This window comes from Brevefilum fermentans (assembly GCF_900184705.1).
Lineage (GTDB): Bacteria > Chloroflexota > Anaerolineae > Anaerolineales > Anaerolineaceae > Brevifilum > Brevifilum fermentans.
Genome location: NZ_LT859958.1, coordinates 772665 through 797593, shown reverse-complemented (window position 1 = coordinate 797593; position 24929 = coordinate 772665). Strand labels below are relative to the sequence as shown.

General features: G+C 51.4%; 16 protein-coding genes. 7 read left to right on the top strand and 9 right to left on the bottom strand.

What is annotated here, in order from left to right; genetic code table 11:
- Positions 1 to 6: 6 nt before the first annotated feature.
- The 5 genes from CFX1CAM_RS03580 to nusA all read right to left on the bottom strand — a co-directional run bounded on the left by CFX1CAM_RS03580 (position 7) and on the right by nusA (position 5517).
- Positions 7 to 1002 carry a DHH family phosphoesterase gene (locus tag CFX1CAM_RS03580; protein WP_087861695.1) on the bottom strand — a complete coding sequence of 332 codons (996 nt, stop codon included), beginning with the start codon at positions 1000 to 1002 and terminating at the stop codon, positions 7 to 9.
- On the bottom strand, positions 986 to 1390 hold the full coding sequence (gene rbfA, locus CFX1CAM_RS03575; RefSeq protein ID WP_087861694.1) for a 30S ribosome-binding factor RbfA: 405 nt from the start codon (positions 1388 to 1390) through the stop codon (positions 986 to 988). Before rbfA ends, CFX1CAM_RS03580 begins: the two co-directional genes overlap by 17 nt.
- 24 nt (positions 1391 to 1414) lie before the next feature.
- Positions 1415 to 3187 (bottom strand): translation initiation factor IF-2, encoded by a 1773-nt coding sequence (gene infB / locus CFX1CAM_RS03570; RefSeq protein WP_231941004.1) that lies wholly within the window; start codon positions 3185 to 3187, stop codon positions 1415 to 1417.
- Between the two features lie 119 nt (positions 3188 to 3306).
- Entirely contained in the window at positions 3307 to 3630 is a 324-nt protein-coding gene (locus CFX1CAM_RS03565; RefSeq protein ID WP_087861693.1) for a YlxR family protein, read from the bottom strand.
- Between the two features lie 24 nt (positions 3631 to 3654).
- Positions 3655 to 5517, bottom strand: a complete 1863-nt coding sequence (nusA, locus tag CFX1CAM_RS03560) for a transcription termination factor NusA (protein ID WP_087861692.1) — start codon at positions 5515 to 5517, stop codon at positions 3655 to 3657.
- Positions 5518 to 5838: 321 nt separating this feature from the next.
- On the opposite strand from nusA, the gene CFX1CAM_RS03555 reads away from it, so the two are divergent.
- Both CFX1CAM_RS03555 and CFX1CAM_RS03550 read left to right on the top strand, forming a co-directional pair.
- Positions 5839 to 7419 (top strand): glycoside hydrolase family 13 protein, encoded by a 1581-nt coding sequence (locus tag CFX1CAM_RS03555; RefSeq protein ID WP_162287649.1) that lies wholly within the window; start codon positions 5839 to 5841, stop codon positions 7417 to 7419.
- An 80-nt stretch (positions 7420 to 7499) separates the two neighbouring features.
- Positions 7500 to 9737, top strand: coding sequence for a hypothetical protein (locus tag CFX1CAM_RS03550; protein ID WP_087861690.1), 2238 nt, complete (start codon positions 7500 to 7502; stop codon positions 9735 to 9737).
- A gap of 89 nt (positions 9738 to 9826) precedes the next feature.
- Here CFX1CAM_RS03550 and CFX1CAM_RS03545 read toward each other — a convergent pair whose 3' ends face one another.
- Positions 9827 to 13297: a transglycosylase domain-containing protein gene (locus CFX1CAM_RS03545; RefSeq protein ID WP_087861689.1), complete on the bottom strand. Its 3471-nt coding sequence runs from the start codon at positions 13295 to 13297 to the stop codon at positions 9827 to 9829.
- A 273-nt stretch (positions 13298 to 13570) separates the two neighbouring features.
- On the opposite strand from CFX1CAM_RS03545, the gene CFX1CAM_RS03540 reads away from it, so the two are divergent.
- The 3 genes from CFX1CAM_RS03540 (at position 13571) to CFX1CAM_RS03530 (ending at position 18071) form a co-directional block, all read left to right on the top strand.
- A complete protein-coding gene (locus CFX1CAM_RS03540; protein WP_087861688.1) occupies positions 13571 to 15949 on the top strand; it encodes an MGH1-like glycoside hydrolase domain-containing protein in 2379 nt (792 codons plus the stop codon).
- 133 nt (positions 15950 to 16082) lie between these two features.
- The gene (locus CFX1CAM_RS03535; RefSeq protein ID WP_087861687.1) at positions 16083 to 16499 is read left to right on the top strand and encodes an OsmC family protein; all 417 of its coding nucleotides are present in this window, start codon (positions 16083 to 16085) and stop codon (positions 16497 to 16499) included.
- Between the two features lie 27 nt (positions 16500 to 16526).
- Positions 16527 to 18071, top strand: a complete 1545-nt coding sequence (locus CFX1CAM_RS03530) for a nicotinate phosphoribosyltransferase (protein WP_087861686.1) — start codon at positions 16527 to 16529, stop codon at positions 18069 to 18071.
- 103 nt (positions 18072 to 18174) lie between these two features.
- On the opposite strand, the gene CFX1CAM_RS03525 is transcribed toward CFX1CAM_RS03530, so the two are convergent.
- Positions 18175 to 19050 carry a phosphotransferase family protein gene (locus CFX1CAM_RS03525; protein WP_087861685.1) on the bottom strand — a complete coding sequence of 292 codons (876 nt, stop codon included), beginning with the start codon at positions 19048 to 19050 and terminating at the stop codon, positions 18175 to 18177.
- A gap of 163 nt (positions 19051 to 19213) precedes the next feature.
- Positions 19214 to 20641 carry a thioredoxin domain-containing protein gene (locus tag CFX1CAM_RS03520; protein WP_087861684.1) on the bottom strand — a complete coding sequence of 476 codons (1428 nt, stop codon included), beginning with the start codon at positions 20639 to 20641 and terminating at the stop codon, positions 19214 to 19216.
- Positions 20642 to 20848: 207 nt separating this feature from the next.
- On the opposite strand from CFX1CAM_RS03520, the gene CFX1CAM_RS03515 reads away from it, so the two are divergent.
- Both CFX1CAM_RS03515 and CFX1CAM_RS03510 read left to right on the top strand, forming a co-directional pair.
- On the top strand, positions 20849 to 21823 hold the full coding sequence (locus CFX1CAM_RS03515) for a 2-hydroxyacid dehydrogenase (protein WP_087861683.1): 975 nt from the start codon (positions 20849 to 20851) through the stop codon (positions 21821 to 21823).
- Between the two features lie 119 nt (positions 21824 to 21942).
- Complete coding sequence (locus tag CFX1CAM_RS03510; RefSeq protein ID WP_087861682.1) at positions 21943 to 22875, top strand: cation diffusion facilitator family transporter; 933 nt, start codon at positions 21943 to 21945, stop codon at positions 22873 to 22875.
- 165 nt (positions 22876 to 23040) lie between these two features.
- On the opposite strand, the gene CFX1CAM_RS03505 is transcribed toward CFX1CAM_RS03510, so the two are convergent.
- The gene (locus CFX1CAM_RS03505) at positions 23041 to 24921 is read right to left on the bottom strand and encodes a S9 family peptidase (RefSeq protein ID WP_087861681.1); all 1881 of its coding nucleotides are present in this window, start codon (positions 24919 to 24921) and stop codon (positions 23041 to 23043) included.
- Positions 24922 to 24929: the final 8 nt, after the last annotated feature.

Here is a 24929-nt window from a genome sequence, read left to right as displayed (position 1 = left end):
GACTTCCTACTCCCCAAAGTTTTTCTGTATTATACTCCTGTTTTTCATTGATGAGTTTTCCAGTAGTTCGAGTGTTTCTGCAATTACCCTGTGCTTCACTTCTGCCAGGCTGCCCTTTATGTCTGCGCCAGCCGCGGCGGCATGCCCCCCACCGCCAAACCTGTACGCGATTTCAGAAACATCCAACCCGGGCCCGGTCCTCCAGCTGACTTTGACTGAATTGCCGGGTTGTTCCACAAATAATAATGCGATTTTTGCTTCCCGAATTGAAGATAGAACATTGACAAGGTTAGCATCATCGCCTTGATCATAGCCTGATTCCTGCTGGTCAGCCAGCGTCAGGCTGGTCCAAACCAGCTCGCCCTGGAGTTCTATTCGTTTGAGACCAAAACCCCAATAGTGTACCGCAGAAAAGGATCGCAAAACCAATTCTTCATTGTAGACATGGTTCAAATCAGCGCCCAGGTCAATCAACGAAGCCGCTTTACGCAGAAGGTTTGCATCGACATTGGGTGTTCTGAAACCAATTGTGTCCCCCACAATTCCGCTTAGCAAACAGGTGGCAACATCAGGGTCAATCGACAAACCCCAGGCTGGGATGTGATCAAACAAAACCGCAGCTGTTGCTACCTGGTCCGGTTCCACCACATTGATTTTCCCAAAGGCGAGGTTCGTTTTATGATGGTCAATCACCAGGTCGGGTTGACCATAATCATTAAGAACAGAGCCGACGCGCTCTGCATCTGAACAGTCGACAACAATGATCATATCCGCTTCTCCCACGGGGGATCGGATCACATATTCGCTGCCAGGCAAATAATCATATTTTTCGGCGCCGTCCTCAAGCACCAGTTGAACCGTTTTACCCGCCTTCATTAATGCCAACCCCAAGCCCAACAACGATCCAACGGCATCGGCGTCCGGTCGGATATGAGAAGCAATCACAAAACGTTTGCCTGCAGAAATTTTTTCCGCAATGTCTTGATCAATCTGAGATATCATCGTTATCTTCGGATTCGTTTAAAGGCTCGCCGCTCGACTCACGTTCCTGGCGAATAATCTCCAACAGGGCTTCAATCCGCTCTGCACGTTCGGGAGTGTCGTCCCAATAGAATCGGAGCTTAGGCATCACACGCAGCTTCACGACCTGGCTGAGATTGTAACGAATGAAACCGCTTGCTTTTTGCAAAGCATCCAAAATCTCCTGTGCCTGGTCAGCACCTCCCAACGCTGAAACATAAATATTGGCAAAATCCAGCTCACGGTCGATAGTGACATCGGTGATATACACCTGCTCAAGCCGAGGGTCATTGACCTTACCATCCAGAATCTCGATCAACACCTGTTTAATTTGATCTTGAATCCGTTTTATTCTGATCTCTGAAGGCATCAGCTTTTCCTCCTTATGATGCCATTAAGCGGCATCCTTCTCAAAAATGTAGCATTCCAGCAAGTCTCCGACCTCAAAAGCATGGAAATTTTTCAATGCAACACCGCACTCAAAACCCTCACGAACTTCGCGGACGTCATCCTTTTCCCGCTTAAGAGAAGCAATTTCACCATCAAAAATGACCTTACCATCCCGGATGACGCGCATGTGTCCATTACGGCGAATTTCACCACTAATTACACGACAGCCAGCGGCAACTTTGAACCGTGAAACGCTGAAGGTCGCCAGCACGTTGGCTTTTCCGATCACACGCTCCACCATTTCAGGCTTCAACATCCCCTTAATGGCTTTTTCTACATCTTCCAAGAGATGGTAGATGACAGTATACAAACGGATGGAAACACCCTCTTTTTCGGCAAGCCGCTCAGCAGCATTGTCGGCTTCCACAGCAAAACCGATCACAATCGCATCTGAAGCCGTCGCCAGCATCACATCACTCTCAGAGATATTGCCGATCTCCTGATGCAAAATTACGATCGAAACCTCAGGATGTTGATCACCTAGTTCATGCAGTGAACTGGTGATTGGCTCCAAAGATCCCTGCACGTCGGCTTTTATGATCAAGCGCAATTCCTGTGTTTCTCCAGCCTGCATCTTCTCGAACAGGTCTTCCAGGGTGACTTTGGTCGGCCTGGTAAAGGTTCTCTCACCGGATTCAATTTCAGCAACAATTGATCTGGCGTCCTTTTCGGATGCAACCACCCTGAACAGGTCGCCCGCATTGGGCACTTCATTCAATCCCATGATCACAATCGGTGTAGATGGACCTGCTTTTGAAATGCGGTTTCCCCGGTAATCAAACATCGCTTTAATCTTGCCGTAGGCTTTGCCAGCCAGGACCGTATCTCCCATTTTGACTGTCCCGTTTTGAAGCAGCAAAGTGGCTAAAACACCACGGAATCGGTCCAGTTCGCCCTCAACCACAGTGCCCAGAACTTCTCCCTTAGGATTTGCCCTGATATCAATCTGATCAGCCGTCAGAAGAATCGCTTCCAGAAGGTCATCCAAACCCTGCTTCTTTATGGCCGAGACTGGCACAATCATCGTATCGCCATCCCATTCATCAGGGACCAGATCAATTTCCGCTAATTGTCGTTTGACAAGTTCGGGATTGGCTGTTGCTAAATCCATCTTATTGAGTGCTACCACAATTGGCACCCGGGCAGCCTTGGCATGATTGGCTGCTTCACGGGTTTGAGGCATAACACCGTCATCCGCCGCCACCACCAGGATGACAATATCTGCGCCCTGGGCGCCGCGTGCCCGCATGGACGTGAAAGCCGCATGGCCGGGTGTATCCATGAAAGTGATCTTTTTGCCCTTATGCTCAATTTGGTACGCCCCGATGTGCTGTGTGATGCCCCCTTTTTCGCCAGCAGCAACGTTCGTCTGTCGAATAGCGTCTAAGAGCGTTGTTTTACCATGATCCACATGACCCAGTATCGTCACCACAGGCGGACGAGCGACCAGATCTTTCTCGTTTTCACGCGCGATCACCCGTCGCCAAAACGGGATTTCACCCTTTTCTTCCGGTTCTTCTTCAAGCCTTTTTTCAAGCTCGGGTTCAAACCCGAGCTCGCTGGCAACAACGGCAGCCGTGTCAAAATCGATATTTTGGTTGATGCTGGCCATCACGCCGTTGGCCATCAGGACTTTAATAACCTCAATTGGACTGGCTTCTATTTTTTCTGCCAGCGCACGTACGCTGATATTGGAAGGTAAAATAATTTTTTTCATCTCAGTATCGCTCACATTACACCTCCATAATTTTTCAGATTTCTGTCGCCGTGATGTCACCGCGCCAAAATCATTTACGTTCTTCAACTGCTGAGGAGCGATCAGATGAGTTTACTTCATCATGACAATTCCTCTGCCCCCTTTTGACCCTGACTGTCCTTCCCAAGATGTTCGTCAAAGAACGCCATTAATTTTTGCTGTTCTTCGTCTGTAAGCCGGGTTCGTAAGGCATGGTCAAGTGCGCCTTTTACACCACGTTCCCAGCAAGCACGTTGATCGTGCAAATAAGCGCCCCTGCCATGAGCTTTACCGGTCAAATCCACATCCACACCTTCAGGTCCTTTTACGATCCTGATCAATGTTTTCTTTGGTAAGACTTCTCGGCAGCCCACACAGGTCCGTTGGGGAACGTGTTTTTTCCGACCGAACTTATTCCTAGCCATTCAATCGCAACTCAATACTTAAGTTTACCAACCATCCCAAGGATCGGGGTCATCCAATTGTGGGCGCGGTTTTTTTCGTTTTTTCTTCTTTGTCGGTTTGATTTGTTCTTCCTCATCATCATCAAATATCGCCTTCTCAGGTTCATAATACCCATATTTGGCGGCATCATAGGTGAAGAGTTTGTCAAAATCATCTTCCGGCTCTTCTTCTTTTTCTTTCTCGACTGGTTCTGGCTTTACTGGAGCAACCGGTTCGACAAGCTCAACCTCTTCTTGCACCGGCGTCTCCACCACCGGCTCATCGACGTCAACCGGAACCGCTTCCAGAATTTCTTCAATGGCGGGTATTTCTTCGGTCTGCGCATCATCGACGGAAACCGCTTCTTCCGGGCTCACACGCAAGCCATCGGTTAAGGCTTGAATCTGTTCAAAGGTCTTCGGACCAATTCCATTCAACCCTAAAATTCGATCCGGGTTTAAGCGGACTTGCAGAACCAGATCACCAAGGGTGTCTATCCCGGCTCCCTGGAGAATAACCAAAATGTGCTCTTTCAGGTCCACATCGAGAATGTTAATTTCATAAGCTAACTCCGGTACCGTTGCCCGGGCAGCATCGTAACGTCGTTTCTCCTCAAGGTTTTCTTCACGCATCTTCTCTTCAACGCGTTTTTCAACGCGATTGATAAATTTCGTCATGAACGTATAGTCTTCAGGTGGTAAAGGTCGACCTTCATCCTTCTTTTCAAGCATAATGGCGACTTTTTGCTGAGCTTCAGCCTCGCGCTCTGCCATTTCAGCATAGGCAGGATCTTCCTGTAATTTCCTCACGGCATCAGCGGCGGCTTCTACCAGGCTCTTTATATCAATCCGCCAGCCGGTTAGTTTTGCAGCCAGCCGTGCATTCTGACCATTGCTCCCGATTGCCAATGAAAGCTGATCTTCAGGTACAACCACAGTTGCCGTATTTAAATCTTCTTCGTTTTCAGACAGAAACACACCCACCACCTTCGCAGGACTGAGGGCTTTAGAGATAAACGCGGCAGCATCATTGTTCCACTCAATCACGTCAATTTTCTCATCATTGAGTTCGCGAACAATCGCCTGGATCCGAACCCCGCGCACACCCACACAGGCGCCAACCGGATCGATTCCCTGTTGGGTAGCAGAAACAGCCACCTTTGCCCGATACCCGGGCTCGCGTGCAATTGATCGTATTTCAACCACGCCATGATAGATTTCAGGGACTTCATTCTCCAAAAGCCGCTTTAAGAAGTTCTTATGCGCCCTTGAAAGATAAATCTGAGGGCCGCGATTGGTTTCTTTGACCTCGTAAAGTAAACAACGAATGCGGTCATGGGTGTGCAGGCGTTCATTCGGGATCATATCCTTGCGCAGCATTTGACCCTCAGCTTTTTTGTCCATACCAATCGTTGCGTAACCGGGTGTAACTGCTTGAACAACTCCGCTGACAACCTCGCCCACCAAATTTCCAAAATACTCGTATTGTATTTGGCGTTCTGCTTCGCGAATTCTCTGCTGAATCACCTGGCGCGCGGTTTGTGCAGCAACCCGACCAAAATCCTCCGGTGTGGATTCAACAACGACCATGTCACCCAGCTCTGCTTCAGGGTCAACCTGGCGTGCTTCACTTAATAAGACTTCAGTGCGATCGTCCTGTACATCTTCCACAACTTCTTTCTCTGCAAAGATCGCTACCTGACCTTTTTCAAAATTTATTCTTGCTTCAACAAACTGCGCACTTGAGGCGCCGACCGTCTTCCGGTAGGCAGTCACCAAACCGGACTGCAACGCTTCCAGGATCACTTCTTTGCTGAGCTGTCGATCTTCAACAAGCTCGTTGAATGCAAGTAAAACTTCCTTCTTCATGGTTCCACTTACTCCATTTAACTAATTTCGCCCTCTAAACAGAAAAGTGGGAGGGCACCCACTTTTCGATGACAAAGGGTATGAAACACAAGCCAATGCTTGTTTACTCACTTGTGATTTTAGCACAAAACAAGAGTACATGCAACTCTGATTCTGTTTTAGGTGGGCTTCCGGGTCATTAATCGCACAGAAACTTCACGCGGAGTTGATCATTCCTTTGAACTCAAGGCATACCCATGAGATTCATCTTTTTCTTGTTAATAACCAATATATCCACTATAATTAATAATGATAAAAACGACGGATTTAAAGGAGGATAATATGCACAAGGACTTTCTCTGGTGGCGCGATGGCATCATCTATCAGATTTACCCCCGTTCCTTTGCTGATTCAAATGCTGACGGGATTGGCGACCTGCCCGGTATCATCAGTAAATTGGATTACCTTCAAGAATTGGGCATCGACGCCATCTGGCTCTCCCCCATTTATCCTTCTCCAGATGTTGACTACGGCTACGATGTGGCAGACTACACCGCGATTGACCCAAAATTTGGCACTATGCAGGATTTTGAGGAACTCGTCAAAAAGGCTAAAAAACACGGCATCCACATCATCATGGACCTGGTGCTCAATCACACCTCGGATCAGCACCCCTGGTTTCTTGAATCGAAAAAATCGCGTGATAACTCCTTTCACGATTGGTATTTATGGCGAGACCCAAAACCCGATGGTTCCCCGCCCAACAACTGGCAGGCGATATTTGGCGGACCAGCATGGGAATATGTCCCGGAATTAGGTCAATACTATTACCACATGTTTTTCAAACAACAGCCCGATCTCAACTGGCGCAACCCGCTGGTCAGAAATGCCATGCTGGATGTATTCCGTTTCTGGTTGAACAAAGGCGTCGATGGGTTTCGCCTGGATGTTTTCAATGCTTATTTTAAAGACCCAGCGTTTACAGACAACCCCTCAAAAATCGGCATTCGCTCCTTTGACCGCCAGGAACACATCTTCGATGTCTCCCAGCCCGAGATGTACCCTTTGCTCAACGAGATCCGCATCATTATGGACTCGAAAAAGCAAACCTATGTCGTCGGGGAAACCTTCCTTGCTGATCCCGAACGAACCGCCAGCTATTGTGGCGATGGAAAACTGCACGCCGCCTTCAATTTTGATTTTGCTAATAATCGCTGGCATCCCAAGCGCTTCTTGAAATCAGCCTGCAAATGGTACGCTGCGCTTTCCGAAGACGCCTGGCCGAATAACTTCCTCAGCAACCACGACATGCATCGCACTGCCACACGCTATTGCCTGGGTGAGGATGACCGTCGGGCAAAGGTCGCCGCAGCTATGCTCCTGACGATCAAAGGCACACCCTTCATTTATTTCGGCGAAGAAATCGGCATGCGCGACATTCCAATCCGCAAAAAAGCAGACGTGAAGGACCCAGTTGGCAGGCATTTTTGGCCTTTCTACAAAGGCCGCGATGGCTGTCGGTCGCCCATGCAATGGACCCCTGAGAACAATGCCGGGTTCTCGCCTGCAGATCCCTGGCTACCGGTCCATAACAATTATCCAGAACGTAATGTTGCCAACCAATCAGCCGACTCGGATTCCTTATTAAACACATTCAGGCAGCTCATCCAGATTCGAAAGGCAGAGCCCGCCCTGCAGCGGGGCGATTTTGTGCCCATTTTTGATGACCCTCAATACCTGCTGGCATTTTTCCGCACTTATCAAGCGCAACAGATCCTGGTTGTATTGAATTTTAGCAGCCGAGAACTGCTGTTTGAAATGCCAGAAGGCAACTGGGTTGCCTTATTTGGCACAGAGCCGCCAACAACTGAATTTCTCACCATCATGCCCTTCGATATCCGGTTATTCAAAAAAACGCCATGAACGCACGCAAACAACCTGGCTAAGTTCATTTGCAGGGTGTTCGATACGGTGTTACCGCAATCTCGATAAGGATGGCTTCGATGAACATCCCCTACATCTCTGGCATTGCCCCGCCACCTGAACTGCCCTTGGGACGTTTCCTGCCGCCTATTCCTGCCGGGATGGCTTCAGCCTGGAGCCGGCAAAACCTGAACCCGGGTGATTGGATCCTGGAGCCCTTTGGATACAACCCACTGGTTGTGATCGAGATGGCTGCAGCCGGATTCCCCGTATTGGTGTGCGTCAACAATCCGATTCACGCTTTTCTGCTTAAAATCCTGTCCAGCGCCCCGCAATCTGGTGATCTGATCGCTGCATTACAGGACCTGGCCGTGGCAAGCAAGGGGAACCAGCGCATGGAGCCCTATATTCGAGGCCTTTACAGGGTCAATTGTGCCGCTTGCAACACTCAAATAGAGGCTGACGCCTTTCTTTGGAAGAAAGATGCCCATCAGCCCTTCGCAGCGATTGTCGATTGCCCCACTTGCGGCGCACGCGGTGAGCAGACCCTGACCGAGTTCGCGCTTGAAAACCTCACCCCCCTGCCACCCAAGGAATTGCATCTGGCTCGGGCATTAAACCGAATTGCCGCACGCGATGATGCCCTGCGCACACAGGTGAAAAACATCCTCAACGCATATCCCGCCCGACCTTTAATTATTCTTCAGACGATTATCAACAAACTTGAAAGCCTCGAGCAAGCTCCAGAACAGCGCGACTTGTTAATCGCTTTGATCCTTTCAGCAGCCGACTATGGGAACACCCTCTGGGCGTACCCCTCACCGCGTCACCGACCACGCCAGATCACCGTGCCAACCGTTTACAGGGAACGCAACCTGTGGAAGGTGATGGAGGAGGCTGTGACTGCCTGGCAGGTCTTGAAGACCCCCATCCCACTGGCAGAGTGGCAGGGTGACCCCAAATCGCCCAAAGGAATTTATATGTTCCAGGGTCGCATCAGAGAGCTGACACCTCCACCGGGGGAGGGATTGTTCTCGGCTGTCCTGGCAGTCATTCCCAGACCCAACCAGGCTTTCTGGTCCTTATCAGCCCTGTGGACCGGTTGGATTTGGGGCCAGGATGCTGTAGCACCCATCCGACAGGTGCTGTCACGCCAGAGATATGATTGGAACTGGCATTGCACTGCACTGATGGGCGTCTTTGATGCAATTTATTCCATGAAACACCCATCGCTCAAGTTTGCAGGCCTGATTCCAGAAAACGAGCCCTTGCTTCTGCTGGCAGCTTTGCTGGCTGCTGAAGCCAAAGGGTTCCGCCTGCATTCATTTGCGCAATCAATTGACGATCAACTTGCCCAATGCCAATGGACAGCCCTTACACATCCTCCCCAAAAGCCGCAGCCCGAGCAAGCTCTGGCTGTTGCCAGGGAATCCGTCACCAATTACTTACAAAAAAAGGGGGAACCTGCCACATACCAGCAGGTGCATGCTGCAGCCCTCACCGACATGGCGAACACCAACCATCTTGCCATTGACACTTTCATTCAAAACACCAACCAGGTCGCTTCTGAAACCCATCGATGGCTTGAAACGATCTTCCATGATCCCAATTTTCTCACCCATGTCACTGAAGGTGTCGCATCAATTGAAGCCGGGGAGTGGTGGTTGCGCCACCCCCACACAGTAGCAATGAGTCTGATCGACTTTCTGGAAGAACACATCTACAACCACCTGGTTTCCAGCCCCGACACAACGGCAGAAAGGGTAAAAAGTATCGTCCATCAAGCCCTTCCTGGCATCTTTACTCCCGAGAATGAGCTGGTATTGAACTGTTTAGCGTCCTATGCTGACCTGGTTGATCCTGAAACCCACCATTGGATGCTGAAGGAAGGCGATCAACCTGCGGCACGCCACAAAGACAGGGAGCTGACGCTGCAATCGCTGAAGGTTATCGCCCAGCGTTTGGGCTATCAGGTTTCAGGCTCAGACCCAATTTACTGGCGGGACCATCACCACACGCTTCCCCGTTATTGCCTGCATGTCTTAACCACAGCCATCGTCTCACCCTGTGTGTGGGGGGATTTCGAACCAGCAGAAACCAACATCCTGGTCATACCTGGCAGCCGCGCAAATCTCCTGGCTTATAAACAGCAGCGCGACCCGATTCTAAGGGATAAGCTGGCGAAGGATTTCCTGGTGGTGAAATTTCGATTGGCGCGTGACCTTGAAGTCAACCCTTTGCTTTCCCGAGAGCTTTTTAAAGAACTGGTTCGCGCTGACCCGCCGGAATATCATGCCTCTCAATTAGCGCTTCTATAATGGAACACGGGTATTAAAGGCGAAGTTGGTTTGCCACCCGAAACCCCACACTGGCATCCCGGTTGGCATGGTTTTAGCCCCGGCTCCGGTTATGGTTCCGAAGTTTGCGACGGGGTAGCGGACGGCTCAGGGGTTGCCGTTGCCTCCGGCGTCTCTGTCGGGGTCGGCGTGGGGGTCTCCGTCGGTGTTGTGGTCGGTGTGGTCGTCGGTGTTGCTGTCGGTGTTGCTGTCTGTGTTGCCGTCGGTGTTGCCGTCGGCAATTGGATGTTCAACCTGAATAATTTCTCAGCATAAGTGTCTTCGGTACTGCGCATAAAAATCCTTAAGGTAAGGATGCCCGGTTCAACGTCCCTGAGATCCCACTCATACAAGAGATCTGGCGTCTCCTGGGGAGTACTCACATTATCAACCAGGACATTCCAAACCGAGGGATCTGACCCGCGCCCCCATTCAATGCGATAGTATTTGAAATTCTGCGTGGCAGTGATCATCCCGCGGATTTCCAATGGGCTCTCCAGTACATTCTGCCCATCGACCAAACCCGTTAATGTGATGATCGGGCGCGGGTCATCCGCTCGGCACGCCCGTTCGGGCACAAAGAATAAGGGAGTGGAAAAACCCAGGTTTGTGACCCAGGCTGCGCCTCCCGCTTCATCCCGCAACCAGCGTTGAGCCCAGCGGTCGGTTACATTTGCGGCAAATACTTCCTCCGAAAAATTATCGCAGGCATTCGAAATCGATAAACCTGTCCAGGTATCGACAACAACTTTCTTCCACAGATCCTCTGTTTGTGGAAGAGGCGGCTGATCGGCAGCGAAAATCTCGCTGCGTTGCTGTGGGCACCATTCAGAAGGTTCTGTACCGGAGACAGCACAAATTACCCGATCGATGATTCCGGGCGGTCGCACAAAGGCTGATGGCGTTCCATCAAACAGCTCGTCAACTGCAAAGGTAATAAATTGCGCCCAAATCGGACCGGCGCCAGTGATGCCCGTGGTGTTGACCATCGGTGAATAATCAGCATTCCCCACCCAGGCACCCACAACCAGGTCTGGCGTATAGCCGATGGTCCAGTTGTCTCTGAAATCATTGGTTGTGCCGGTCTTAACGGCTGCTGGGAAAGGCAGGTTGATCACCGGGTTGGTACCAAACATGGGGATGCGCGCATCCTTATCCGCCAGGATATCCGAAATCAGGTAAGCATGTTCAACCCGGATCACCTGCGTCCCTACTGGAGGTTCATACTCAAAAATCACATTCCCGGTATGGTCCACAATTTTGGAAATCGCCACCACCGGCATCATACGTCCCTCATTCGCAAAGACCGCAAAGGCTGAGGTTAACTCCATCAGGCTCACTTCACCGCCCCCGAGGGTCAACGAAAGGCCATAGTCGGGGCGGTTCAAACTGGTAATTCCCAGCCGGCGGGCAAAGGCAATCAGACCATCTTCCACCGGGGTGTCGGGGTCATCATAAATGCCGACGAATTCCAGAGCCTTAACCACAGGCACATTGTAAGAATTAGCCAGCGCAGAGCGAACGGTGACGGGACCGTGAAATCTCCCATCGTAATTAACAGGTTGATACACCGGCCCGGTGTCATGGGGGTCCTTTGACGGTGGGAATTCCGTGGGGACATCCCAAATTAATGTCGCTGGCGTCCAACCTTTTTCAAAGGCTGCCACGTAAGTCAGGGGCTTGATCGCTGAACCGGGCTGTCTGGTTTGTGTCAGCACCATGTTTACCTGCCCAGAGATTGCATCGTTGTGAAAATCTGCCGATCCAACCATCGCCAGAACCTCACCCGTATTGGCATCCATCGCCAGCAGGGCTCCATTGGTCGCATTGTTTTCAACCAGGGCTGCTACCTGGGTGGACACAATCCGCTCGGCCTCATCCTGCAATTTGGGGTCCAGCGTGGTGTAGACCGTGAACCCGCTGCGGTAAATCGTCTGTGGGTCAAACTCCTCCTCCAAAAGGGATCGCACATACACAACCCAGTGTGGATAACGCATGCTGAAGGAAGGCGCAGGGAACTCATAGTTTTCAAGGTCAATTCCTGCCTGAGTCGCATCAGCATAAGCAACACACACGGGTGGGCGTCCTGAGCCAATTTCGATGCAATTTCGAGCCTGGCTCAATTCATACATCAGCACCAGCACAGAACGCTGCCTGTAAAGTGTCGCTTCACGGTTGTTATAAATATCATAAACCGAGGGTGCCTGGGGCAGCCCGGCAAGAAAAGAAGACTGCCACAGGCTCAGCGATGAGGCATCGGTGTTGAAATAAGTTTCTGCCGCCGCCTGAACGCCATAGGCCATGTTGCCATAATAGTTTTCATTCAGGTAAAGCTCGAGAATCTCTTCTTTAGAGTACCTGTTGGTAATCTCATACGCCAGGACAATCTCACGAGTTTTGCGTTTATAGGATTGATCGTAACGTTCAGACGGGTCTAACAACAGCGCCCGCGCCAATTGCTGTGTGATCGTGGATGCCCCTGAGCGAATCTCCCCTGAGGTGTAGTTTTGCCATAGCGCACGGATCATAGCCAGCATATCAAAGCCAGGATGATAATAAAAATCCTTATCTTCAGTTGCGATCGTAGCGGCAATTAATCCCGGAGAGATATCTTCCAGCGGGACGTAGGTTCGACGTCCTGCACTGGGATCCAGGATTTCATAGAGTACGTTTCCATTTCGATCTAAAATTCGAGTGGTTTCAAATTTGGCGGCTCGATCCCGTAATTCGTTGACATCAGGAAGCGATGATTTAATTCGAAAATACTGGTAAATACCGATCGAACCCGCCACCAGTCCTGCCAGGATAATGATAAAAACAAACACCAGGAAGAAATTTAACAAGCGTTTACCAAAGGGTTTCTTCCCGCCCGGTCTTTGCGGACGGGCTGTTTCCGATGGGCGGCGTCCCGGGCGCTGACTGGGCTGCAGAGGTTGCGTTGCCTGCCGGCGGGCACCGCTTTGTGGCGCGCTCGTCCGCTGATACGCAGCAGGCGTCACCCGGGTTGCGCCCGGATCGACCTCGCTTACCGGGCTGGGCAGCGTCGTCTTTGACGGTGTCCAATCCCGCGGTACATCTGGCGGCAGGATGGTTGGAATATCATCCGAATTTAATGCCGATCTGCCCCCTGCGGAGATTGCCCGGGATTCCCTGGTGGGATCACCCTTCGGTTCCACCGGGGAGACTCGCGTTGCACCCTCATCAGCCAAACCCAGGTATATGGGCTGGGTCTCATCATCATCCAGTTCATCCATCGGTGTAAAAGGCGTATCACCCCACCAATCGACAGACTCCTCTTCAGCAATCTCGTCCCGGGTTGCGTCTCCGAAGATGTCTTCAAACTCCATTTCAGCCCGCCACCCGGAGCCTTCCGCAACAGAATCACCGCTGGCTTCCTCACCCTCGATCACTTCAGAAGGTTCGATTTTGATCTCCTGAGTTTCCTCGTCGTTCATGAAATCGGCAGATGCATTCTGGGCCTCTTCCGAATCATTCGCCGCATCATCAGCCTTTTTATTCGCTCGATCGTCATTATTCGTCATGATTTTCTTTCGCAAGTTGTTTTTAATACGTAGACGAGCGGAAAGCTAAATCAGTTCCTTCAATGATCCGCTCCCTTGGTTTAATAAACGATTATACGCATAAGCAGATAAAAAAGGAACACTGGACCTGGATTAATGCGCCTTCGGCACAACTGCCCGCTCGTGACTGAGAAACCCTCATCACTTCAGCCCGTTTCAGCTTTTTATACTCAAAAGGGGATCTTTTTGCTTTTCATCACCTACTCAATGCGAGTTCATTGGTAAAATTGGTATATGGGACTGATTTCTATTGACAAAACCGGTCCAAAAGCCTTTATCCTGGCGCCTGATGGTCAGTTTTCAGCCTTTGATCCGGAACATGACCAGCTGTGGACATTGAATTTAGACCCGCCCGATTCCTGCCCCTTTCAACTCCAGACAACCTTTCATTTGCGCGCCAGATCGATGCGCGTGTTTCCCAACCTCATCCTTGAGCATCACAGGTTGAAAAATCACACCGATTTCAGCTTGCCGCCCACGGTTAAAGATTATTCTCCCAGCAGCATCAAAATTGAATACAACTTCAACCACCAGGTGCTCCTACAGTTTTGCAGTTTCCTTCCTGAGCCAAACGTTCTGATCGGCGCGCTCTATCTGAAGAATATCAGCAGTCAACCCTTATCCTTAACAGCAGAAATGGCTGCTATCCTGACCCCCATGGCTCAGGGACGTCCCATCCACCCGGACACAATCGGGCACAATCATCTCCTTGTGGGACAAGCAGAAGAACTTTTCCCGCTCCTGTTCATGTGCGGCGGACCGACCGGCACCAGCAACCCCTACCCGGCACTCCATGTCCCTCTTACCCTGTCGCCAGGTCAATCCGAAGACATTCAATGGGCCTTGACTTCAAAAACATCGCAGACCAGCTCTTACGAGGCTGCCCGCCATTGGTTAGCGCAGGATTGGCAGCGGGATTACCAGATCCACACCAAAGCACACCAGAAGAAGATGATCACCATCACGACCGGACAGCCCGATTGGGACGCGGCGTTTTACCTGGCACAGGTCAACGCCCGGTCACATCTGGTCACCTCCGACCCATCCGACCCGCAAGCCATCACCATCCGTCCCCGCCTGAAGGATGATTCAAAAAATACCTATAATATGAAAAATAAGCATCCTGAACTGACCCTGCTGGATGCCTTGCATTTATCCCAGGCGCTGCTTCCAGCCCATTCGGAGCTTTTTTCCAGGCTGCTTGAAGATTTTATCACCCGCATCGACGATCAGGGTTTCCTGAGTACTCAAGGTGCTCAGGTAATCATCTCCACAGCCACCAATGCGTGCCCGCTTCTGGCCAGTTTATGCTTGATGCTGTATGAAATCAATCCGGAGGCTATGCCTTTGCAACGGGTTTTCCCGCATCTGCAGCGGTTTTTTGATGTCGGCTGGTTTAAAAACGCCAAACCGGAGCATGCGGAGCTCCCCGCATGGGAGGTGCCGGAACAACTCCAGCTCGACTCCGGGTTATTCAATTTTGATATTTGGAGAGAAACCGGCATTGGGCTTGATATTCACAGCGCACACAGCCCAGCCCTGGCAGCAATGCTGCTTCGAGAAGCCGCTGCGCTTAAAAAAATCGCCCAAATCCTCGGCGACCGGCCTGCTCGCAATGGCTATGACCGTTGGATAAAAAATTTGCAAGAGAAAATCAATTCCCTGTGGGACGATACCTGTAAGATTTTTGGTTACCAGGATGCTCACACCCACAAAAGCCCATCACGTGAGCTGTATTACCCCGGGCGAATCCAGGACAAGGTTAATATCGGCAAACACTTCTCACAACCCCAACGGCTTCAAATCAACCTGTTTGCCGCGGAAAAAGTTCCTAAAACCCCACTGATTCGCCTTGAGGGTAAGAATTCAACGGGCGAAATGATAACCGAGCTGATCGAAGCGCCAGAGATGTTTTGGGTTGCCAATCGCGCACACGTCACCACCCGGCAGATTTTTTCAACCCTGGATCACATTTGTTTTAACGGTTTCAACCCCGATGACCGCTTTTTGATCCAAACTGCCGATTATTCGCAAACCGATATAAGCTGCCTCCTTCCCATTTGGTCGGGCGGCATCCGCCCCGATCAACTGGCGATGATGATAGAAAATATCACCGACAATCCGTCGCTAAGCGGAGAATTTGGCATCCCTGAAACCTGGCGCTGCAGGCACCCCCTGCCTGATGGTTTATCCACGCCTGTCAATATCCAGTGGAACACGTTGATCCTCGACGGGCTGGTCAAAGAAGGCTTCTCTAAACAAGCAATGACCTTGTTTTCCATATTGATGACCCCGATCTTGCGAGGATTGAAGGAATTTTCCGGGTTTTACCCGCGCTTTGATGATAAGACCGGTCTTCCCATTGGCGCGGCGAATACGATCGCCGGGTTAGTGCCGGTTGGTTTGTTTTTAAAAATTGCGGGCATCAGACTGCTCAGCCCAGACCGGGTCGCAATTTGGGGTGAAAACCCCTTCCCCTGGCCTGTGGAGGTGAGCTGGCAGGGACTGGGGGTCTGCAAGGAAGGCTCGGAAACACAGATCATTTTTCCCGATGGAACACAATATCACAGCCGGTCGACCAAGCCGCGGATTATCACCAGCAAAAAAAGCTGACGAAGGCACCGATCACCCATGCAAGACGGTCTCATCGATCTCCATTTTCCCCGGGCCTGGTGTTTGATTTCCGGTTTTTATCTCCTATAATTAACGGCGAACGTCAACTTTAACGTAAGGAAAGGACCTTCTTATGGCTGAACGCGTTGTTGTTTACCAGGATAAAACCTATCGAACCGATTTCCGAGCTGCCGACCCCGCCGAGGACGACACCAGCGTCGTTGAACCCGTGATGCATCTTCACAACCTGACGCCCTATGGCATGCTTCTGGCCAGCCTCGGCGCATGCACGGCGATTGTGCTCAACACCTATGCCCACAACCACGGCATCCCGCTTCGTGGGGTCACCGTCGATACCTCCTTTGCGCGTGTGTTTGCCGACGATTGTGAAGATTGCGAGATCGATGATACCTATGAAGAGGTCATCAACGAAAAAGTTGATTTTGAAGGCGATTTAGATGAATCCCAGCTAAGGCGCCTGCATCGGGTTGCGAAAGCCTGCTCGATCAGGCGATTGCTCGAAAATGGCATTCGGGTGATATCCGATTAGCCCGTTCTTGATCATTTAGGAAATAAAATGAAATTTAATGAATTAAAACACGCCAGCGGGGCTTTGATGACAGATCAATACCAGTTGACCATGGCGCAACTGTACTTCCGTATGGGGTTGCATGAGATAAAAGCACAATTCGACCATTTTTTCCGCAGCAATCCCGATTATGGCATCCACAAAGCGGGTTATTGCATCAATGCTGGTCTGGATTCAATCCTCGATTGGCTTGACCAGGTGGTTTTCGGAAAAGAAGAGATCCAATATCTGCGATCGCAAAAAAGCTCATCAGGGCGTCAGCTTTTTGGAGATGATTTTTTACACTGGTTGAGTAATGACTTCAACGCAAAATCAATCAACCTGTATGCCATCGCCGAAGGCAGGGTCATCCATCCCAACGTGCCCATTCATGTGGTTGAGGGACCCCTGGCCGTCGGGCAGATCATCGAAACCGGACTGCTGAACATCGCCAATTATCAAACACTGATTGCAACCAAAGCCGCACGCATCAAGCAAAGCGGCCGCGGCCAGGTTCTGTTAGAATTTGGCCTTCGGCGTGCTCAAAGCCTGGGTGCAATCGCTGGCGCGCGCGCGGCACTCATCGGTGGCGCCGATTTTTCCTCCAATGTGGGCGCATCACACATCTTCGGTTTCACGCCCAAAGGTACCCACGCCCATAGCATGGTCCAGGTATTTTTGGGCATGGGTGAGGATGAACTGGCTGCTTTCCGTGCTTATGCTGAAATCTATCCCGATGACTGCCTGCTGCTGGTCGACACCATCGACACCCTTCAATCCGGGGTTCCCAACGCCATCCGGGCCTTTGAAGAGCTCAAGCGCAAGGGTCACCGACCGGTAGGCATTCGGCTCGATTCCGGGGACCTGGCACACCTGAGTATCCAGGCGGCAAAAATGCTCAATGACGCTGGATTTCCAGATGTCTCCATTGTCCTCTCCAACGACCTCGATGAGCTGGTCATCTGGCAGATCATCACCCAAATCCAGGAAGAAGCCGAGCACTACGGCGTCGATCCAAATCATCTGCTTAAACGCTTAACCTATGGCGTTGGCACACATTTAATCACCTCAACCGGTAATTCAGCCCTGGATGGCGTCTTTAAACTGGTGGCTATCAACCAGCAGGGAGAATGGATCCCCACCCTGAAGATTTCTGAAAACGAGGCGAAAACCCTCAACCCGGGCAACAAACGCGCCTGGCGAATCTATGATAAGCGTGGAAAAGCCACCGCTGACCTGGTTGCTCTGCATGACGAAGATATTTGCGATCAATCACCTCTTGAATTGCACCATCCCACTATGGCTACCAAACGCCGCCTGCTTGATCGGGATGAAATTGATCGTGTTGAAAGATTGCTGGAACCGATCATCATGTCCGGGCGCAGGGTCTACACGACGCCCACCTTCGAACACATGCGGGCATTGCGCCAGGCTGATATCGATCTTCTTGATCATGGGGTGCTGCGGATCATGAACCCACATATTTATCATGTTTCGCTCTCCAAAAAACTCTGGGATCTGAAACAATCTTTGATCAAAAAAGCCAGGGAGTAGAACACAGCCTGCGAACCCCCTAATACGGCAATCATAATCGGTAGCGTTTAGAACCCGCCGCCCTTTTTCTCTCGCAAAACAAGGCTGGAAAGAAGTTTAAGATCTAATTCCAAATATTTCGCGCACCTCCCAGGTGAGAGGTGTACCAGTATTTTTCCCCGGATTCAAGCCCCAGCAAGACCCACTGCAGCTCAATCGCCTGGGCGTAAAAGCGCGCACGCCCCAATATTTTCTGTAGGTCGGGGTAGGTTCTCTCAAATTGGGACACCAGGGATTCGCCATAGTAATTCAGCAAGCTCCCCAGGTCAGTTGCCGGATCACCCAAGCCAGCCACACCAAAGTCGATCACACCAGTCAACCGACTCCTGCCAGGATCGTAAAGGATATGATACGGCGCCAGGTCGCCATGTACCAGAACAGGATCAAAATTGAAGAAATCCAAATTCGTCAAGGCTGGATTGAACAAGTCTTCCACCCATTCGATCTGATGTGAAAGCAGCAGGGGGTAAATCTGGTCTACCACACGTTCGTAAATCTCGACCCAGGTTTCCCTGGTTACCGGTGCGTAACTATGCAGCACATCCCAATCCAATTCTTCAGGGTTAACATGGTGCAGTTCATGTAAAAAACGACCCAGTTGGTCAGCGTAAGTCTGCTTGTCGAATTTTTTCGCTCGTTCCCAGGCCTGGCGCAAAAAAAGTTCGCCAACCAGAAGTTGATAAACCAGCACCCCATCTTCATAGATTACCGGTTTGGGTATGGATAGCGGCAGCCTTGGACCCAAAAAAGACAGCAGGCGATCCTCATTTTCCATTAACTCCCTGGCCCAGTTCGATTTGACGAATCGAAACACCCACTCGTTGTTAACGATCAATACATCATAAACCAAGCCTTCTTGGTGAAGTTCATACGCCACAATTTCCAGGTCGGGCATCACGCTATGGATACGCTCGTGCCAGTATTTAAGCTGATCAGGCATATCATCCTCCAATCCTTATCTCTGTTATAGTAGATAATCAGGTTAAAAAGCAAGACCTTTTAGCATCGGATTGGTGTTATATTGTTAATTCGACCAGGGTGAATTTTCCATCCAGGAGAAAAGGGGGTGTTTTTAATTCTTCTGGTTTGAGCCGAGCCGGTGATTATTTTCCAGATTGAAGGGTCCGCTGTTTGATTTTTGGCAGGAGCACCTGGTGAATCAGCAAGATCAACCCTGTTACGCCAAACGCCACGCCAAACACCAGCAAGGAGCTACCGATATTATTCATCAAAGCTGGGTCTATCAACATCACGATAGCCAAGGCTAACATCAAAATCCCGCCCAGCAATTTAAGGATGCGGCCATACTTTTCTTCCATTTTTGACTTACGCAGGGTAAACACAGCGGTAAGGAAGATCGCCAGTTCATCCATTTGATACACCAACATATAAACCAGCAGGAAACCCAAAAACGCCAGCCCAGTGGCTTCATGAACCACGAGCAAGTTTGTCCAGATCACCGGGAAACCGGCTGTGCAGGAGAATTCCACAATGGAGACACCTGCTGACAAAACCACCGTGGCGCCGATAAGCGCCCAAATATTTCCTTCAGCACGCATAACCTTGCGTATACCCTTGTAAATACCTGGTTTTTTCTCATCGCTGATCGTAAAAGAAAAGCCTTCTTTGTACCAGAAATAATCCTTGATGTTCACCACTGCAAAGAATAACGCGAACACAGCCACAATGAATTGAATCCAACCCGTATACCCGACAAATGTGAACACCGTGAACAGGCCACTAATGAACAGCGCATAAACAAAGCCTGTTACAAAAATGAACACCAAGCCAATGATGAGCACCTTTTTCCGCGAACGGCTATTGAGTGTGATCGCCAGCAGCAACGAAAGCACCCAGATCGAACAGGGGTTAAACCCATCGACCAGGGCGATCAACAGGGTGCTCAACAACAGGGATTTATCTGCGAGGTTGACTTTCCCGATGAAGGGCAAATTAATCATCAATTCTTCCTGCTCCGGCTCTTGCGTCTCAGGCTCTTGTATCTCAGGCGCTTGTATCTCAGGCGCTTGTATCTCCGGCTCTTGTATCTCCGGCTCTTCCAAAATTGGAGGGGGTTCGGGCTGCGGTTGCTCGGGAAATGTGTCGGGCGGCAGAATATTGACGCCATAATCGACACAGTCATTCACCAGGCAGTACTGGATTTTTTGTGTTATTTCCCCCTGGATTGCTTCGTTAAAACCAACCCAGTACTGGTCTCCGATGAAGGTTGTCGGGACGTATGCCGGTTCAAAACCATGCACAGCAGCAAATTCGACGAAAAATTCCCGATCTTCAAGGTTGAAGTAGACCTCAAATTCATGGATGACGATGCGCTCATCTTGCTCTGACAGGCTGAGCAAGAATTCACGAGTCCGGGCGCAATACGGACAACCTTCGCCTTCAAAGAAGTAAACATTAACCGTGTTTCCCACAGCCGAAACCGGCGGGATGGACAATGCCATAATTGGAGCTGAAATGATCAGTATGGCCACAAAAAACTTGACCAGGACATTTTTTATGTTCTTAAACATAAACTCACCTCAATTAGCGATTATAATCCATTTTCAATCGCTGTGAAATAAATCAACCCGGGTCATGCAAAAACCGGTCGGGTTGGTCTTTTTCTTAAAACGCCCCGTGTAAACCTGCTAGTGTCTGAATTCATTTTCTTTCATCTGATGAAAAACATGCAGGTACAATAAAGATCATCAACACCTGCACAAATAGGAGTAAAAGCCATGTCTTTATCAGTTTTCGTCACCCGCCACCTGACTCCCATTGCCGAAGAAAAACTGAACTCGTTTTGCACGCCCGAATACTGGCCGGAGGACACGCCCCCGCCCTATGAAATCTTGCTGGAAAAGACCCGCCATGCCGATGGGTTGATCTGCCTTCTGACCGATGCCATCGATGCCCGGTTGATCAACCAGGCTGAAAACTTGAAGGTTATCAGCCAGGTCGCCGTCGGAGTGGATAACATCGATCTGCAAGCCGCCGAGGCGCGCGGCATCCCGGTCGGTCATACCCCTGATCTGCTGACCGATGCCACCGCTGATCTGACCTTTGCGTTGATCCTGGCAGCAGCCCGTCGGCTGGGTGAAGCCATCGATTACGCCCGCTCAGGTCACTGGCAAACCTGGGGGCTGACCACCCTTCTCGGCGAGTCCGTTCACGGCGCCACCCTGGGGATCATCGGTATGGGACGCATCGGGCAAGCCGTCGCTCGGCGGGCACAGGGCTTTGAGATGCGCATCCTGTTCACCGACCTGAGTGCTCATCCCGAGCGCGAAGGGGAGTTCGGAGCAACACAGGTGACCTTAGAAACACTCCTCAAAGAATCTGACATCATCAGCCTGCATGTGCCATTAACCCCTTCCACTGCGGGGATGATTGGCGCCGACCAGTTAAAAAGTATGAAACCCCACGCCGTCCTGGTCAATGCTGCCCGCGGCCCGGTGATCGACACCGATGCGCTGGTACTGGCGCTGGAAACCGGTCAGATCGGGTATGCCGCCCTGGACGTGACCGACCCCGAACCCCTGCCGCCAACGCATCCTCTCTACAAGCTGCCCAACGCGCTGATCCTGCCCCACATCGGCAGTGCAACCCGCTCCACCCGGGACCAGATGTCCCTGCTGGCAGTCGACAACCTCATCGCTGGCTTACAAGGCAAACCTCTCCCCAGAGCCGTTGCACGATCAACGGGACGGTGATCAATTCCAGAGGATCGCCAGTAGACTACTCCACTTTGGCTGTGTGAATTTATGGCTTATAATTCTTGCTGATTAAATATCTGTCTTCGGATTATTGATACCTGTAAAAAAACACCATCATGCAATTAATACGAGACCATCAACCCGACCCCGTTCAGGAAACCAGCTTTCGTACCGCGCTAATCGTGACGCTGGTTGGAAATGCTTTTTTAGTCGTTGGAAAAGGCGTTGCTACCTACCTTACCGGCAGCGCAGCCCTGTATGCGGACACTGCAAATTCAATTTCTGATCTCATCTACTCAGCCGCACTGGTATTTGCACTCAAGGCGGTGCTTCGTCCCCCTGATTTATCACACCCCCAGGGCCACGCCCGTTTTGAACCGATGGTTGGGCTGGCGATGGCTCTGATGATGGGGATTGCTGGGTATGAAGCGTTGCGCTCATCCATCAGCAGGTTCATTTCAGGGGGTGCTGCAATCGAACTCGGGCTGCCCATCCTGGTTTTATTAGCCAGCGCAGCCATCAAGACGGCTATGTTCCTGGTGATCAAGAATCTCGCTCAAAAATCGAACAGCCCGGCACTGCGCGTTTCTGCCAAAGATAACCTCAACGATGTGCTGGCATCGCTGGCAGCCTTCATCGGCATCCTCGGCTCCAGTACCCTGCACCCGCTGCTGGACCCGTTAGCCGGCTTTCTGGTTTCTCTGTGGATCGTCAGAGGCGCGTTTGATGCCGGGCGTGAAAACTTTGCCTACCTGACCGGCGCCGGGCCTGATGAGGCATTGCGCCAGAAGATCATCGACACAGCCCTCAGCGTCGATGGTCACCATAGCGTCCATCATATGATCTGTGATTATGTCGGACCCAAACTGGCTGTCGATATACACATCAACCTGCCCGGTGACGATACTTTAGATGAAGTTCACGATATTTCTGATCGGATCATTGAAGCTTTAGAGAGCCTGCCCGAAGTCGACCGCGCTTACGTTCATGTGGAGCCGAATGAAGATGATCAAGAAATGGGCGATCAGGAAGCAGACAGCAGGAATTAGGGGATCAGGAATCAGGAATCAGGGATCAGGCAGCAGGAATTAGGGGATCAGGAATCAGGAATCAGGGAGCAGGAATCAGGCGCTCAGGTCATTTAAAGGTTCATCAATACAATTAGTTACCCACTACCAACTACCCACTACCAGCTACCAGTTGCCCACTACCCACTACCCGCTAAACACCACGTACTGCCATAAAAAGCGCTCGATCGCCTGGTAATACGCCCGACGGGTCTCCGCCAGGCGAAAACCATGACCCTCGTCGGGATACAGGTGATATTCATGCGGCACTCTATTTGCCCTGAGCGCTTGCACGATCTCCTCCGCCTGGCTGGGTGGCACCACTTGATCCTTCCCACCCTGGAAAATGATCACAGGATCTTTGATCTTATCGGCGTGAAACACGGGTGACCAGGCATGATATTTCTGTGCCGCTTCTGGCAGGGGACCGACCAGCGAATCGGTGTAACGCGCTTCAAACTTGTGCGTATCCATCGCCAGGTTGAACAGGTTCGTCACACCATAAGCGCAGATTCCGGCTTTATACAACCCGGGGAAGCGGATCAGCGTATTGAGGACGGTGTAGCCTCCTGCGCTACCTCCTTTAATCACCAGTTTACCCGGGTCACCCAGGTTCTGGTCAATCAGCGCCCGGGCTGCTCCGGCTGCGTCAACCACGTCCAGCTCGCCCCAATTGCCGCTCAACGCTTCACGGTAGGTTCGTCCGTACCCTGTACTGCCACGGTAATTGACCGCCAGGTACCCGTAACCTCGATTGGTAAAGTACGCCGCTTCCAGGTCGTAACCCACCATAACACTGCTGGTCGGTCCACCATGGATATGGACAATGACCGGCGGTAAACCCTCTCCCTGGAACCGGCTGCTGGTGGGCGGGGAGTAAATCCCGTACACCGTGGCGCCATCGGTCGCGGTCCATTGGATTTCATAAGGCTGTGGCAAATCAGCCCGTGGGATCGCCTCGCTGGTGCTGCGCTGGTGAACCTGAAAGTTTGCTTCAGATTTGCTGATCACCTGTAAGGAGGTGGCAGGCGAGCTGGCGACCAGGGTAATCGTTCCGTCGGTTCGAACATTGGGCTGACTTAACAGGGTGTACGGCTCAAAATCAACGCCAGTGATCATGCCTGTGCCCACATCCACCTGGTTAAGTTCGGTCAGGCCCGCCCTGGTCTGCAGGAAGAAAATCCGGTCACTGTGTGCCGACCAGGCCTGCACCACCACCCCCTGAATCCAGGCCGGCTTTAGCAGGCTGGCATTGTCGACCAATACCGATAATTCGCCAGTTTCCAGGTTTCGTAGAACCAGTTGATCCCACTCACCCTGGTTGCCAAAATAGCTCAGGTACCGTCCATCTGGGGAGAAGGCTGGCTGCAAAATCGGGATATCATCGCCGCCAGCCAGGTGCTGGACTGCCTCGATCTGCGGTGGAGTGCTCTCCAAAACAGCGGTCATCAGCCGGGTTCCATCCCAGGGCATGTTGGGGTGATCCCATTCAATCCAGGCAATCGCGCCGCCATCCGGATGCCAGGCGGGCTGCATGTAAAAATCCGCACCCTGAGCCAGTTTGACCGGCCAGTCCACCCCTGCGCTGTCCACCACTGCCAGCACGTCTGCGCCTTCATAGGTGTGGACGAAAGCCACCCAACGGTTTCCGGGCGAGAGCTGAGGCGCTGCTGCGCTGCCAAAAGCGGGCGTGATCGGTTCGGGGAAGCCCGCACCCAGCATGCGCCGGTAAAGCCGTCCATCGCTGGCAGCAAATACGACCAGCCCATCCCGAATGGTGAAATCTCCGCCACCGTAACCCACACCGCCGCGCACATTCAACGCGCCGGAAAGCTCGTAGGCTGCCTGTCCAATGGGCTGTGCCATCAACACGCCCTTGCCTCCACGCTCCTCGCGCCACACCAGCGTCTGACCATCCGTGTCCCATTGGGGATCGGTTAAACCAATCGAGGCAGCCATCAAATCCGGCGTAATTTGACTTTTCCACATGCCAAAGGCTCGTAAAATCCGCTTGTTGTCTTTCTTCATCAGGATTT

Coding starts and splice junctions, on each gene's coding strand:
- CFX1CAM_RS03515 (WP_087861683.1), top strand. CDS start 20,849: ATGTCTTTATCAGTTTTCGTCACCCGCCACCTGACTCCCATTGCCGAA.
- CFX1CAM_RS03550 (WP_087861690.1), top strand. CDS start 7,500: ATGAACATCCCCTACATCTCTGGCATTGCCCCGCCACCTGAACTGCCC.
- infB (WP_231941004.1), bottom strand. CDS start 3,187: ATGAAAAAAATTATTTTACCTTCCAATATCAGCGTACGTGCGCTGGCA.
- nusA (WP_087861692.1), bottom strand. CDS start 5,517: ATGAAGAAGGAAGTTTTACTTGCATTCAACGAGCTTGTTGAAGATCGA.
- CFX1CAM_RS03520 (WP_087861684.1), bottom strand. CDS start 20,641: ATGTTTAAGAACATAAAAAATGTCCTGGTCAAGTTTTTTGTGGCCATA.
- CFX1CAM_RS03565 (WP_087861693.1), bottom strand. CDS start 3,630: ATGGCTAGGAATAAGTTCGGTCGGAAAAAACACGTTCCCCAACGGACC.
- CFX1CAM_RS03505 (WP_087861681.1), bottom strand. CDS start 24,921: ATGAAGAAAGACAACAAGCGGATTTTACGAGCCTTTGGCATGTGGAAA.
- CFX1CAM_RS03530 (WP_087861686.1), top strand. CDS start 16,527: ATGAAATTTAATGAATTAAAACACGCCAGCGGGGCTTTGATGACAGAT.
- CFX1CAM_RS03545 (WP_087861689.1), bottom strand. CDS start 13,297: ATGACGAATAATGACGATCGAGCGAATAAAAAGGCTGATGATGCGGCG.
- rbfA (WP_087861694.1), bottom strand. CDS start 1,390: ATGCCTTCAGAGATCAGAATAAAACGGATTCAAGATCAAATTAAACAG.
- CFX1CAM_RS03540 (WP_087861688.1), top strand. CDS start 13,571: ATGGGACTGATTTCTATTGACAAAACCGGTCCAAAAGCCTTTATCCTG.
- CFX1CAM_RS03535 (WP_087861687.1), top strand. CDS start 16,083: ATGGCTGAACGCGTTGTTGTTTACCAGGATAAAACCTATCGAACCGAT.
- CFX1CAM_RS03580 (WP_087861695.1), bottom strand. CDS start 1,002: ATGATATCTCAGATTGATCAAGACATTGCGGAAAAAATTTCTGCAGGC.
- CFX1CAM_RS03510 (WP_087861682.1), top strand. CDS start 21,943: ATGCAATTAATACGAGACCATCAACCCGACCCCGTTCAGGAAACCAGC.
- CFX1CAM_RS03525 (WP_087861685.1), bottom strand. CDS start 19,050: ATGCCTGATCAGCTTAAATACTGGCACGAGCGTATCCATAGCGTGATG.
- CFX1CAM_RS03555 (WP_162287649.1), top strand. CDS start 5,839: ATGCACAAGGACTTTCTCTGGTGGCGCGATGGCATCATCTATCAGATT.